Source organism: Leuconostoc mesenteroides subsp. mesenteroides ATCC 8293 (assembly GCF_000014445.1).
Taxonomy (GTDB): Bacteria; Bacillota; Bacilli; order Lactobacillales; family Lactobacillaceae; genus Leuconostoc; species Leuconostoc mesenteroides.
In genome coordinates this window covers 1,032,053-1,046,402 of record NC_008531.1, presented here as the reverse complement: position 1 = coordinate 1,046,402, position 14,350 = coordinate 1,032,053, and the positions used below count along the sequence as shown (strand labels likewise).

Here is a 14,350-nt window from a genome sequence, read left to right as displayed (position 1 = left end):
GTCATGCCCCCTTTCCTTGTTCATCATCTTCGTTGTATTTTTTAGTCGGCTTTTCAAAGTTGATATTTAACTGCTTGCTTGCCTGTGTAATCGCATTCTTAGTAGTTGCCATAACCAGTTTTTCGTGTTCAGCCGATAATTCCGCTGTGTTGATTGCTTCAATGATTTCATGCCAGTGTCCTGTTTTCTTTAACACTGCTAGACTAGGCACAACCGACTGTAAGACCCATTTTTCAATACGTTCAACGCTTTGCTTTTTTGGCTCTCTAACAAACTTCATTTTCTGTCCTAAAGCAGTTAGTAACGACCAAGCAGGCATAGGCTCAACCGTTGTTTCAATCTCATCACGCACTGTATCTGATTTCAATTGTTGGTCTTCAATTTTGCCATTAGTAAACCAAAGGTAGGTGTATAAAATATCAAAAGTTATATTAACCAACTTTTCATCATTGTTAAGCCACTCATCAAGGACATACGCTGCTTTGTCCTGATGCAATTCTAATTCGACACGATTTTTAACATCAGTGTCATAGCCTTTATTCGCTTGTTCTTTATGTTTGTCATAAGCACGGATAACAAATGGTGACTTACCAAAGTCAACCGTCCAGCCGTCATCAACGTTGCCATGCACTGCATAAGACTTTGATTTACTCCAAAAACGTTTTTCTTGTACGGCTTTAACCAATTCGTTCATATCCAATAAGCCCCATTTGTCGTTAATTGCAATATCTAATCGTGTTAGATGTCCCCGATATAATCGTGCCTTTGCAAAAAAGTCATGCCAATTCATACTCTGCTCTAACAAAGCTTTTTCAAACAGTCGTGTGCCTTTACCAGTTAAATAAAGCGTTGTCCCAAATTTTTGATCCACAGCTTGTGTTTCTGGGTCCTTAACTGGTGCAAAATCTTGTATGTAAATATTCTTTTCGCCAGCAAATGCCATTTCACGAGTATAGAAGTTTTGAGACGTAGGACGTTCCAAAAACAGGTTTTCCTGCAAACGCAACACATCAGCAATCACTTGCTTTGAGGTTAAGTCTGGGAATGTCAATGAGACCCAATCAAATTGCACTTCGATAGCTTCAGACAGTTGTGGGTAAACCGAAATCAGCTTGTTCACAAATTTATCAGATATTTTTTGTTCTCCATTTTCAAAACGAGTAACTGTTTTTCTACTAATATCCAGTGCAGTAGCTAATTCTTGTTGTGTTATCCCAAGCAGTTGTCGCATCAATATTAAATTATCATTTGTTAGTTCTGGTGCATTTAAATCTTGTGTCATAATATTTTTCCCTTTCAATAGTTGGTATCGACCAACGTTTTTTAAATCGACTAATTTTTCTAATTCAGTTGATGCCGTATTTTGTATTTGTGCATCAGACTGCCTAATTTTTGCTTTGAAACCCGATAACTCACTACCAGTAATTTCATCAATCGCAATTTCACTACCAATATTAGGTAATTGTCCCAATTCAATGGCTGATACAGTTACGTTATAAGTCTCAACAATTTCATCATTCAATTTCATACCAACCATGATAAGTATTTCCAGCGATAACCGTAAACTATGTTGTGTTGTGCCTAGAAATATAGGTGTATAAGCTGTTGGCTCATTGTTTATCGTTATCATGTCGGCTTTCCTTTCTCAAAATGTCCCATTTGGTACTTTCAAAGGGACATTTTTGTTTTTCAATCTAAACGGCTTCATATCGGCGTTTGTTCCCCATATTGGGTTGACGCTTTCAGCGTTTTTACCGGTTTAACCCCCCTGTTAGTAACTGGGGGTTAAAGCCTTTTTGGTGACTTTATTTTTGGCGCATGTGCCAGTCGCTTACAAATGCTTTGCATTTGCTTAACAGCGACCACGCACCCAGCCCCAACGCTACGCTAGGGCAGGGCGTGGCACTGTCTCTTCCTTTGGTCGAGCCACGCCTAAAATAAAGTCACTATGTACATAAAGCCCCGGTCTCTCACAGGACATTTGCTATAAAAGACTAGAGCTTTAACAATGGTTACTTACTTGATATGCGACAATTGATCCAAAAGACCCTCAATGTCCTTTGTACGATTGACACCGTGTGTTTGCAATGACTTAGCCGTACCAAGCAAAAAACCTAAGTTCTTGCGTAGTTCAGCAAAATAAGGTGGCAACATTGGACTAACAGCACGTAACTGTTCTTCATCTGCCATTGCTTTTTTAAGTTCATCACTTAGTTGAGCAAGGTGTTCAAGTCCACCTATCTTTTCAATTGCCTTCAAATCTTCAATTGATTGAGCGGACAAAGATTGAATTTTTTTAACTTCTAAAGCCATATTTTTTACCTACTTTTTCTTTTTAAACTACAAATATTTAATTAACAGCAAAGCCCAACACAGATACTAAGTGTTGGACTTCTTACGTGGTATTTCATACATAATGTCCTCAGGTTCATCATAATGATGTATTATTAAACGGTAGTATGTTATATGTTTTAACTTATTCAAAATAAACAACAGACAAGGATTGAATTAATGAATTTATACTTATTTATTGTGCAAATATTTATTTATGTAAATACGATAATACAAATAGTTGTTATTATTTTTGAAGCTATCTATCTTTTACTAGACAGATTATCTTTCAGGTGGTCAATGCATCTTGATTACTTTTGGTTGACAAGAGAGATTGAGGAAACTAAAACAAAAATTGAAAAGAAATTGCAGAAAGGGAAAAAAATTGATGCTGAACAAAAAATTTTAGATATGTGGATCCAAAGCAGAGAAGAAGAGTCAAAAGAATATAAAGTACCTCTTACTGGAATAAAAAAATATGCATATATGGTTGTGGCAAATTTTTTTATTTTCATAAATAAACTAAATTTTTTTCTACCAATCAAGAAAAAAATTATAAAAAAATACCAAAGGATTCCCAAAAGTATCAAAATGATTTTCTTTTTTACAAACATATATTTACAAGCTGAAGCGAGTTGGTGTTTAATTTATTTAGCTACTTATAAAAAAATTCAATTTCCTTTTGATTTGGATGTGTCTTATTTGCCATTTATGCTGGTAGTTTTCGTGATTTTAAATAGCATAAATACTTCTTTTAGATTATCGGAGTTTAGAAAAAAAAATACTTCAATAGAAACAAAATATTTTTTCAACAAAGCCCTAGTTTTGTTTGAGGCCGGACTTCCGCTACTCACAGTTAGTTCTCTCATTGGCACAGTAATTGGTTTTTCTCATCACAATTTACAATATTCTCTATTACAATTTTTTATGTTAATTTATTCTCCCTTAATACCATTAATCTTCTCTCTAAAATTTTCTCTTATTGAAAAAGAGAAAGATACTACATCCGAAACATTAACAAAGCGCTTAAATTAGAAAAATAAAAGCCTTTTTGAGTTATACCAATTAAAGTTAACATAATTCCTGCTATATAAAGTAACGGTATATCAACGTTTATAGGTACTAAAAAATGCTTGTGAAATCTTAAAATTCACAAACACCAGATAACACTATTTTTACATTTCACAAACTAGTCATTTCAGCAAATTTCACATATAGCATCAATTTAGACCAATTTTCTAAACTCTTTTATATACACATCTAACTGTTCCTGCGAACTTTCAATATGCTTCATCAAATCGACAATATCCTGTATAAAATTAAAAACATCAACATCTCTTATTTCTTCAATAAGCCGTAATGCTTTTTCATTTTCAATTGCGCCACTTTCAACATCAATATTCTTAACGATATTTCTAATGTTAGCCATTTCGTTGGCATCAATCGAACGTAACTTATCCAACATCAACGACATATTTCTTGAACCATTAACTAAACTTAATCTAGTTCGCTCAATTGCCATAATATCATCTGCCATTATTTTCCCTGACTTTCTCTTATTGCGATATTCTCACGCATGTATTCATGTAAATTAAAATCTTTTGGTACTTCCGGTGCAAAAAATGACCTGACTTGACTGTCCCCAATTTTAATAAAGCCCCACCCTTTTAAATGTGATGACAAAGGGCGCAACTGCTTTTCATTATCAGGAAATACCATTTTTTCAATTTCAGGTGTTGGCACACCCATGTTAATACGCATATTTAATTGGTTACGTATTGCCATAGGTAACGTGCCTGCATCAGGTCTTTGCATACCAATCAAAATATAAAAACCTAGTTCACGTCCCAGCATAGCAATCTCTCTAAGATTTGACATTGCCGTCTCATAACTAGCTTTTGTCGGGTCATCATAAGCCAATCTATCGTTCATTTCGTAGTAAGCGCCAAACTCATCAAACACCAAAAAATAAGGTGTAAACCCAAAATCTTTATAAGTCCCAACTTGACCCGATACTTTAATTGCTTCAATTTTTTCAGCACGAGCCATCATTTTAGTATAAAAATCTATCACAGCTTGATTGATTTCAGATGCCACACTAAAAACATTATTTTTCAATTCAGGTACATGTTTTAACCCTGCTAAATCAGAACGCTTTGGGTCAATGATATAAACAAATTTAGTGACCTGTAACAACTGTCCGATAATCGCAAACATAGTGTACGACTTACCAGTACCAACGTTACCTGATATTAAAACATTGTAGAAAGTATCATATTTCCAATCAATACCTTTTGAAATCTGCAATAGCCCTTTTTTAGGTTTCAATTCTTTTAACTGTCGCCTAAACTTAATTGGGTCAAAAGCAAAGGTACTAATCATCTTATTTTTACTAAATTCAGTCGTTTGTCTATCAGCGAGTAACGCTATTTCAACCACATTATCAAACTCATTTTTAGAAAAACTTTCCATGTATTTCTGGCCGTCTACTGGCTCTTGTAAAATCAATTGACCTGTTTTGTGCAATACCTTTAACTTCAATTTTGGAAAATAAGCTATAAATGTCCCATTATCATCATTAGCAATATCAAAGAACCCTTTTGAGACAATCAATAGGCTTATCATTTGACGTAATTCAACAGTCTTCAAATATCTTGAAATAAAGTCCGAATGTTCTGGTGCATAGCTCTTGTAAAACCAAAACACACCCCAACCAACAAAACCAGTCAACAAAATACTTAAGACAAGTGGAGACAGATACCACCAACTATATTGCCCCTGCATCAACGCTTGAAAAATATTCACATACCAAAAGCCAAAACAATTCGTTACTAAAAACCAAAAAAAAAGCAAAGCCCTTTTAAATAAAGTCTTTGCCAAATACTGATCATTATATTTAATTACGTGTGGCTTAATCCTTCCCATTGCTTTTCTCTCCTATTACCTTATCAATTTGCCAAGTCAAAATTTCCTGTATTTTGATAAATAAAGACGGATTATTAATTACAACAATTACTAAATGCTTTTTAACTCTTGATATGGCTTCAAAAATAGAATTATCTTGTAAAAATGGATAGTAATCAGGATAATTTGAATCTAGCTTCGCGTCTTCATTATAAAAATAGTGCTCATCAAGTGGGACTACGACATTGTCATACTCTCGTCCAATTACATGGTGAACAGTTTTAGAACCAATGTATGTCTTTGCTCTTTCAATATTATATGTTGACTTTGTAGTATACGGGGTCAGCTCAATCGACTTAAAATCATCGCTGTTTACCAAGTTATCTAAATAGTCTCTAGCCAACTCTTTTGAATCAAAATAAACTGCTTTTACATTTTGAAAGTTGAAAGGTTGAGCAGTGCGATCCTTTAAATCCAAAAACTTTGAGATAAAAGATGACATTACGGGGTCAGTACGAACCTTATTCCGTAATTTGAATTCTGTGACGTTAACGTCTTCAGTTAATTTTTTCTGAATATTCAATTTTTTCTGTATTGGATGCAGAGTTTGTTGTTGGTCCACTGAGAATAGTATAGTTTGCTCAGAAATGTTATAGAGTTTATCAAAAGCTTCCTCATAAAGACTTTGAGATTCGTCAACCAAAATAACGTCAAAAGTAGACAATTCTTGTTCACTTACTTGATTAACTTGACGTACAGTAAATTTAAATAAGCTTTCTAGTTCTGAATTGTTTTCTAAACTTCCAGCAAAAACCAGAATTACTTGTTTATTCCTTTTAAGATAATTTTTTGCCAAATCAAGCAACAGTAGTGTTTTCCCTGTTCCAGCTCCATCAATCAAAGCCATTTTATTATTTTTACATTTTAAAATACGTCCCCTGACTTGTATTTGTTCATCAGTTAAAAAGTATTCATGATTAACGAATTTTTCTGGATTCACATAGGGAGAGACAATCATTGTAGATAAATCGACTTCAGCAAGAATATCTGTTGCTAAATAAGTATCAGTAATCATTGATATTAAATCAAGTGGCGTAATTTCTTCAATGTCCTGAGTATTTGATAGTTTATATATTTTCATTTCTTCTCTGACAAAGGTGACCAAATCAACTTTTTTTTCGGTGAGACCCAAGAGTAATTTGTGCCTAATTAGTTGATTTTTTATCTCAGGTAGCCCATTTTTCGGAAGTTTTGATTTTAATTCGATATTTAGAATAGATTTTTCACTGTATCTTAAAATATCAAATTGTTCACGGATTCCAGAATTGGCTTGGTATCCTAAGATATAACCATTTTTTTTATTCATTGTTAATTGTTTTGTTTCTGCCAACTTGTTTACTAACACAACAAAATCACTTATTTCTTCGGGCGAAAGTGAAATTTCCTCTTTAATTACGTTATAGTTAGGATTATATATTCTTAGAAAGGAATTCATTAGTTCGCTATCAGATCCTGAATTATTTACACAGACAATAGTATCGAAATCAACGGTTTTAATCAAAGACATTTAGAATACTCTTTCCACATTTTAATTTACGTAAAGTTTACAACAAAATAAAAGGTACTGCAAATGTCTTAGTTTGAATAGCCGGTTATATTAAAAAAATATATTTTGACAAAAATTGTTGACATGCTGGTAATTTCAAAATCTCGATTGTGGCGTACATACAAAAAGGCGATGCCAAAACCAAAGATTAAAAACAAAATAAAGTTTCCCATGCTCTCCTACTTTCTAAGCATATTTTTCTTCTAACTTGGCACTCTCATTTGAGTTAACTGTCTTTAAGGCTGCCGTCCATTCATCAAAGAGTGAATGAATAACCACCTTACCAACTCGACCATAAATATCTCTAAACAAACATTGTCCCTTTTTCAGGTTAGCTAACATTTCAATATTTGCTTTGGTTACTGGCAAATTGAACTGTTTTAAAATATTTTCACGGTCATCAGAACTATCAAAGGCAAACAATTGACCATATTGTCCGATACTTTCTTCATCATCACTATCTTTGACACGTTGTGTGGCATAGAAAACAGCATTGTTTTCAGAACGACCCAACCGCTTGATGCTATCAAACACATTCTTACCTGCCTGTGAAGTCGTAAATATCCATGCTTCATCAATCATTTCCAAACTAAACTCATCTGGGTTGGCTCGACCAAACTTTTCTAAATATTTACCCAACGCTAACATCAAAGCCATTGAATACTTTTGCGTTTCAGTATAAGTACGGCTATCTTGTTTAGCACTAGGTAATTGCAAACCAGTAACTTCTAAAATTGTCCGTTGGTCATTAAACTGCAAGCTGTCCGTTGAACCGTCACTAAAGGCTAAACGTAACATTGTCTTTGGAACAATACTTTGGTAGAAATCAGATAAATCTTTTTCTGCTTGCGAACCTTTAGCTAGTTCATCAAAGACGGTTAAAGTGCCAACCTTTTCGCCTTGAATACGCATCGCACATACTTTACTAATCGAACGATTAAGGGCTGTCTCTAATTGAATATCTTGTGAGATTGGTCTGATTTGAACTAACATTTCCTTAACCAAAGTCAGAACATCAGGTATATCGTCTTCCGTACTCTGCTCATTCAAAGTTAAAATTGGGTCAAGAACACCTAAGTTTTGTCTATCGTTGGCATTTAAAGTGACAAAATGAAACGAACTAATCAACTTACGGAAATAAGGGTTTTTTTCAGTTTCCAATGCTCGCATAAACCACCTATGAATTTCTTGCTTAGGATCAATATATAAAATCTTGACGTTAAACATTGCCATGTGTAAAAGCAATAGTTTAAACAAAAATGACTTCCCCTGTCCGGTATCGCCTGATAATGCAAGGTGCGGACTATCTGTTTTAGCACCTTTAATACCTTTGTTGGTAATCACTAAATTAAGTAGTAATAATAGTCTGGAAGATGCCACGGCTTGTTGGATAGTCTCAAACTTATCTAGGCTCAAAACACGCCCAACATAGAAACCTGTGTGTGACCCTAAAGCTTGACTAGTGCCAAACATCAACTCGGCTAAGGCTAGCACAGTTGTGTATTGTCGCCATTGTTTGAAGACCCCTAAATTAACCGCTGGCAATGTTTGATACAATAGCTGTTCTTGATTGAAGCTTGGTTGATACAACTCAATATCCCGCTCAAAAGTCTTTAAACGTGTTTTGAGTTTATTAACTTTCTTTTTTAACTCTTTCACATTTTCATCTCGAACCACTAAAATAACAGACCATTGCAAAAAGCCATTTTTATCATCTAACACATTGACTAAATTTTTGGCTAGTTTGTAATTCAATTCACTACGTTTGGAACTGTCTTCATCAGTATTAAAGGCATCACGTAATTCATCACGATACTTTCCTTTTGATGATTTGGTTTGTTGTTTTAAACCACGCCAGCCGTCTCTTTGGGGAAAATTGATTTTGATATGCACTTCAACTGGAAATTTATATGATTGTATTTCTGGTAACACAGATAAAAATTGCATTTTGTCTGGCATATTCAAAATGAGATGCGTAAAATAATCTTCTTTATCATCAGTGATACGCTTAATCACACCTGTATGTGATAAATCAAAAACCGTATCACGCATTGCCATCAGTGATTTTTCTTTTTCGTGATGATAAGGCAAACCAAGCATGGCGACTAATCTATCTTCGTCCATTTTCTCGGCATCAATTGATTTCAAGATGCTCAACACATCTTCATTCATGGTATTAAAACGTTCAAAAAAACTATCATCAAACTTGACCTGATACCTAAATGTCTCTGCAATGCGCTTCATCACTAAATCAGTCACAAAACTAACTTTCTCTTTCAAGTCATCACCAACATTGATATTTTTGAGCTTAACTCCAATATAAAATTCATCAATGATTGCTGGGTTGAACTCACTCTCCAAGAGATTGACTTCTTCTTGACCAATATAATACTCGGCGACTTCCCTTAAATCATCAGCCCAATCATCACTCGTGCCTTGAATACGACCCGCTAAGTCCATATCTTTTGGAATCAATTTTAAATCGACATCATCATATTTTTGTAAACGTTCAAACACATCAATAAAACTATTTTTATATTTGCGTTTATCTTCTACATTGGCGACATTGATTTGAAAAGGCTTAATCTTGTAATAAGCCCACACGTCGCCAATTGTTGTGAGTAACAGGTTATCCCGATACTGCACGACAGGGTTTTCATATTTAACTGTCGCTTTTTTTGCCATAGTCTAGTGTCCTACCTTTCTAAATTTTTCATTGATCACTTGCCCCGGTCTCTGCAAAATTGTTAATTTGTTTCACATCAGTTGAAACTAATTTCATATCTGGGTTATTTGGCTTCATAAACGTTGGTGTTTCTTGAACAGCAAAATCACTAATGTAATGCTTGTTATTAGGATTTTGCACATTGATTGTTTGAATTTGCTTGTCATCATTGTTAAAGTTCAAAATATTGTGCCAAAAGATTTTAGGATAGACCTTTTGACAATGCGAACAAATTGAATTGTAAAACATCACAGCTTCCGCTTTTGTATTCAGCCCTTTAACATCATTATTTTGAAAATTCATTGATACGTATGGAATAAAGAAAAAACCAGCCACTAGCAACACAATGACTGGTAATACTTTATTGACAATAATTATAATTGGTTTGGGTAACTGCTTTTTTGTCCCTTTCTTAGTCTCATTGCCCCCTTTAATATAATGTTTCATCATTCATACTCCTTACTGTATTTGATTGATTTTAACTGACGTTAATTTTTGAGTTTTTATATCAAACCAGCCATGTAATAGCACGGTTTGATTGATTGCTTTTTGCGCTGTACCACTAGTTTTGACAACCACAGTTGCTAGGCTTTCGATTGTTTGATTATCTAAATCACTTGTATAACCTGTGGCGGTTTGATATTGACTTGTTAGAACTAAATTATCAATTCGTGACCCACCTGTAGCATCTAATCCATTATCAAATAATTGGTTCTTTTGCTCATTTGATAAATCTAAAATATCTGATACTTGATTAAATCGCTTTTCATAATCAGATTGACTACTAAAAGTATAATAAGCCTTTGCAAATTTAAGTAACTTGCTCTTAACTTTGGCATCATTGGCATTGTACGTGGTTTGTAAGTTATCAATTTGTGTCGTGACATGCTTTTGTGTTTTAGCCACTTGCGACACTTCCTCTCTAACATCTGCTATCTGTGACCGTTTATGATTTGTGATTGACATTGTGATGCCAAGACCAACTAAAAGCAAACCCATAATGCTAAGTAAAACCTTATTTTTCATTATCGAATGCCCCTTTCAAGGTTAGTCGTGACATATCAGTCACTTGTTTTTCATCAGTATCATAAGTAATTGTATAAGCCACACTTTGTGCATCACTTTTAGCAATGACCAAATATTCTAAATCAGACCCCCAAGCATTTTTTAGCCCAACGAGTGGCACATCATAATGCGCCTTGTCACTAAAAGTCACACTAGGCGCAAAAGTTTGAGTGAGTTCGTTAATCACTTTTTGTGAAGCCAACCCCTTTAAGCTGTCAGGATAACTTGATGTCGGTTGATTACTAAATGTTTGTACAAATTTATTGACCCGACTTGTACTATTACTAACCGTTTCTTGTCGTGATTTTGGACTTGATACAATCGTTTGTGATTTGACTTGATTAACTTTTGCCTGTTTTAAATCTGCCCTAGCTTGTCCTAATTGTTTATCCAAGTTAGGCATTTGATTGAATTGGACTAATAAAATGCCAGCCAACACCAGACTAGCAAAGATGATTAAACGGCTATTTTTCATACTTTCTCCTTTCGATTATTTACCTTGAATAAAGGTTACGCCTTGGCCTGCCGTTAATTCACGGAAACTTACTGTACCTGTTTCAGATGCCACTACATTACATTCACTGACTAGAAAATGTGTTTTATCATCACTGATCGCTTCAACAACAGCTACGTGTCCATAAGTCGGGTCGGCACCGTCTGCCCCTTGTGAGAAACTGACCGCCCAACCAACATGTGGCTGACTATCAGTTTTATATCCTTTAGCTTTTGCATTAGCGCCCCAATCAGCCCCATTGCCTAAAGCATTTTCTACTGGTGTACCTAATTCTTGCATACGATTATAGGTATACCAAGTACACTGTCCGAATGGATAAGTATTTGATGATGACGTAGCTGTGAAATTAGTATCTTTGATTTTACTTTTATAGGCGCTAGGAATTTCTTTAACTGGCGCACCACTAGTACCCATACCTTGCGCAACATTAGTGGCACAACCATTTGAATTGTTGGTTGTGTTATCAGTATTTTGTGTGGTTTCAGTCCCATTGGTTGCCGTATCAACGGCTGTATTTGATGAACTACTAGCAAATTTAGCGTACCAAGCACGAGCATAACTTTGTCTAGTAGCTGTTGTCCCAGCACTACCACGTTCCCACTTTGCTCTTAAAAATTCAGTCGCATCATTAACGTTGGTCATTTTCAAACCTTGCTTTAACAAATCGGCATTTGTGCCGTCATGATTAAGCGCAAAATCTAACTGCAAACCTGCATCAGACCATTTTTTATCTTGTGATTTCGCATAGTTTAGCAACTCAACACGTCTTGAATTGTCCCATTGATTAAGACCCAAAGCATAACCACTGATACTAGCATTCATAGCGGTACTTTCATTGAATGTCGCATTTGATTGCACGATACTAGCGTTAAAACCACTTTCATTTTCAGTGTTCCCTAAATACCCGGCAATACCAGCTTCGGTCACACCAGATATTTTCTTCAAATTATCATGAATTGATTTGGCAACCACCTCTTTATCGGCACTGGTTGTGACAGTTACTGTGGTATCTGTACTTTGACAGTCATTGTTATTATTCTGATAAAAAAGTGCCATTACGATAAGTAACAGCACTAAGAAGAAAGCTAAATAAGGCGCTAAGAAAAGCAAAATTTTATGTTTGAAATGAGACACTAATTGTTTTTGCATCACAGCTCCTTATCTAATTCTTTTTCCTCATCTTGTGTAATTTGTTCTTGATGATGAACCGCTTCATCAAAGTTGCGATGTTGCAATTTATCGTCATCTACTGACATTGATTTTGGTGTAGCTGGTTTAGCACTAGGTTTCAAAACTTGTGAACGTGCTTCACGTCTCTTTTCAGCTAGTTTTTCACTACTTTCATCATCTAATACTCGACCAAGGTTAAACGATCTGTCAGGCTCATTAGAACCGTTTCCATGATTATCTTCTGTGGCTCTGTCACGAATAAGATAAGGTGTGCGTTTATAAGTTGGCAAATCATCATCATCGCCATAACCACTTCTATCCGTATAATCTTCATCAGCAGAGTTATCAGGAACATAGTTAAGAACTTGTTCATCAGTATCTTTTTGACGTTGACGTTCTGCTTCATCAGCCAAACGTTCTGCACGTTCTTGTCTGCGCTGTTCTTCTAATTCACGCATTTCTTGCTCATCAGGTGCATTGCCACGTCTATCACGGTTTTCATCATAATCTTCATCATCTTTACCTTTTGACTTGTCTTCTGATTTGTCTTTAGCATGACGACCACTAAAGCCTTTGACATTTTCTAAGCCATGTTTAGTTGAGTTGACCATTTCACTACCAGCTGACATTGCACGTTGTCCTGCCTGTGTGAGTTGAATTTTATTCAAAGCCTGATTTGCCATTGATGAACCAGTTACTGTTTGCACTAGGAATGATTTATTTTTCCAAAGCAAAACCATTAAAACGATATACACAATTGAATTAAGCAATGCACTCGCACTGCCTGTAACTGGTACAATCGTATCAGTTACTGTACCAACCCATGAGACAAACATGATGCCAAATAGTAGTCCGATTTTTGCGAATAACAAACCTAACGCACTTAAACCAGTTTTTAAAGCACTGTTTGAAAATCGTGGTAGCAGAGAAAGTAAAACTGTGAATGGTGACAAGTAATAAAGCAAAATAGCCCCTAACTGCAATATCAAATTAAATACCCCAATCATCAGCAATGGTATACCATAAGCTAGTGACATAATTGGCGCCATAAGACCGACAGATGCTTGATACCATTCTTCGCCACCGTCCTTAGAAAGATAATCATTTGATTTGGCTAAGGCATCAATCACATCACTATCAGCTTTACCACCGATTAAACGATAAGAGCCGTCTTTTTCGCTCGCATCTAAATTGGTTGTTCCAAAGTTCGCTAATGTATAGGGACGAATTACCGCTTTATCAAAAAACACACCACGAATTTTACTTTGGAAATCATCTGTATTGGAATAAGTGTCGCCGGTACTTGCAGTTTCAGCAAACATAGCCGTTTGTGCGGTAGACGTGAACTCATTAACTTTCGTCAAAACTGTACCACCAGCGCTTATCCAAGCACTACCAATAATAGCCACTAACAAAACTGATAAAATAGCTTTCAAACCAGCACCACTTTTAACACTTTGAATAAAGACCCAAACAAGCCCTAAACCAAAAGCAGTATACAATAATTGTTTAAAGACTTCGCCAGCCCATGTTTGTTTGGTAAATTGTTGGACGTTTGAAAAAATATCATTGATCCCTTGCGTGATGTTAGTTAAATCAAACATTTTTGATAAAGCTGTATCAAACAATGGATAGATGATATAGAGATTAAGTGACATAAACAAACTCGCTACAAGATGCGCTGAACTTAACCCTAAATCAGTCAATGAGCCTGATTGATAATAAACTGTGAAATTTTTTGAAATATTTTTATTTATCCAATCAATATCGTTTCTACCTAATTTGTCCTTGATTTTCTTTTCATCGTAGCTAGGTTGCGTTGTCCCTTCATAAACTGACTTGCCGTTTGCCTTATCCTTTGCCAATGCTTCTTTATCCGACTCACGTTTTGCTTTTCTTAAAGCTGGTGTATCAACGGTTAAGGCATAAACAGGTTGTGGCGCAATCACAAAGCTACTGACAAACAGTGAACTAAGCATTGCACCAATCACAAGTAATAATATAATTGACTTTTTCATCATTTCCCTTTCTTAGT

Annotated in this window: 12 protein-coding genes; 1 reads left to right on the top strand and 11 read right to left on the bottom strand. The window is 35.2% G+C overall.

Going from position 1 to position 14,350, the window contains the following annotated elements:
* Position 1 precedes the first annotated feature (1 nt).
* Entirely contained in the window at positions 2–1,630 is a 1,629-nt protein-coding gene (locus tag LEUM_RS05090) for a replication initiation factor domain-containing protein (protein WP_011679789.1), read from the bottom strand.
* Positions 1,631–2,016: 386 nt separating this feature from the next.
* Positions 2,017–2,313 (bottom strand): hypothetical protein, encoded by a 297-nt coding sequence (locus LEUM_RS05085; protein ID WP_011679788.1) that lies wholly within the window; start codon positions 2,311–2,313, stop codon positions 2,017–2,019.
* 198 nt (positions 2,314–2,511) lie between these two features.
* Between LEUM_RS05085 and LEUM_RS05080 the strand changes: the two genes are divergently transcribed.
* Positions 2,512–3,366 carry a hypothetical protein gene (locus LEUM_RS05080; protein WP_011679787.1) on the top strand — a complete coding sequence of 285 codons (855 nt, stop codon included), beginning with the start codon at positions 2,512–2,514 and terminating at the stop codon, positions 3,364–3,366.
* A gap of 190 nt (positions 3,367–3,556) precedes the next feature.
* On the opposite strand, the gene LEUM_RS05075 is transcribed toward LEUM_RS05080, so the two are convergent.
* The 9 genes from LEUM_RS05075 to LEUM_RS05035 form a co-directional block, all read right to left on the bottom strand.
* A complete protein-coding gene (locus tag LEUM_RS05075; protein ID WP_011679786.1) occupies positions 3,557–3,868 on the bottom strand; it encodes a hypothetical protein in 312 nt (103 codons plus the stop codon).
* A complete protein-coding gene (locus LEUM_RS05070) occupies positions 3,868–5,256 on the bottom strand; it encodes an ATP-binding protein (protein ID WP_011679785.1) in 1,389 nt (462 codons plus the stop codon). The genes LEUM_RS05075 and LEUM_RS05070 overlap by 1 nt, the downstream gene beginning before the upstream one ends.
* Positions 5,243–6,802: a DNA/RNA helicase domain-containing protein gene (locus LEUM_RS05065; protein WP_011679784.1), complete on the bottom strand. Its 1,560-nt coding sequence runs from the start codon at positions 6,800–6,802 to the stop codon at positions 5,243–5,245. Before LEUM_RS05065 ends, LEUM_RS05070 begins: the two co-directional genes overlap by 14 nt.
* Before the next feature lie 225 nt (positions 6,803–7,027).
* The gene (locus LEUM_RS05060; RefSeq protein WP_011679783.1) at positions 7,028–9,526 is read right to left on the bottom strand and encodes an ATP-binding protein; all 2,499 of its coding nucleotides are present in this window, start codon (positions 9,524–9,526) and stop codon (positions 7,028–7,030) included.
* Positions 9,527–9,554: 28 nt separating this feature from the next.
* Positions 9,555–10,013 (bottom strand): thioredoxin domain-containing protein, encoded by a 459-nt coding sequence (locus LEUM_RS05055; protein ID WP_011679782.1) that lies wholly within the window; start codon positions 10,011–10,013, stop codon positions 9,555–9,557.
* Positions 10,014–10,025: 12 nt separating this feature from the next.
* A complete protein-coding gene (locus LEUM_RS05050; RefSeq protein ID WP_011679781.1) occupies positions 10,026–10,592 on the bottom strand; it encodes a hypothetical protein in 567 nt (188 codons plus the stop codon).
* Positions 10,582–11,106 carry a hypothetical protein gene (locus LEUM_RS05045; protein ID WP_011679780.1) on the bottom strand — a complete coding sequence of 175 codons (525 nt, stop codon included), beginning with the start codon at positions 11,104–11,106 and terminating at the stop codon, positions 10,582–10,584. The genes LEUM_RS05050 and LEUM_RS05045 overlap by 11 nt, the downstream gene beginning before the upstream one ends.
* 15 nt (positions 11,107–11,121) lie before the next feature.
* On the bottom strand, positions 11,122–12,294 hold the full coding sequence (locus LEUM_RS05040) for a phage tail tip lysozyme (protein ID WP_011679779.1): 1,173 nt from the start codon (positions 12,292–12,294) through the stop codon (positions 11,122–11,124).
* The gene (locus LEUM_RS05035; RefSeq protein ID WP_011679778.1) at positions 12,294–14,333 is read right to left on the bottom strand and encodes a CD3337/EF1877 family mobilome membrane protein; all 2,040 of its coding nucleotides are present in this window, start codon (positions 14,331–14,333) and stop codon (positions 12,294–12,296) included. The genes LEUM_RS05040 and LEUM_RS05035 overlap by 1 nt, the downstream gene beginning before the upstream one ends.
* Positions 14,334–14,350 lie beyond the last annotated feature (17 nt).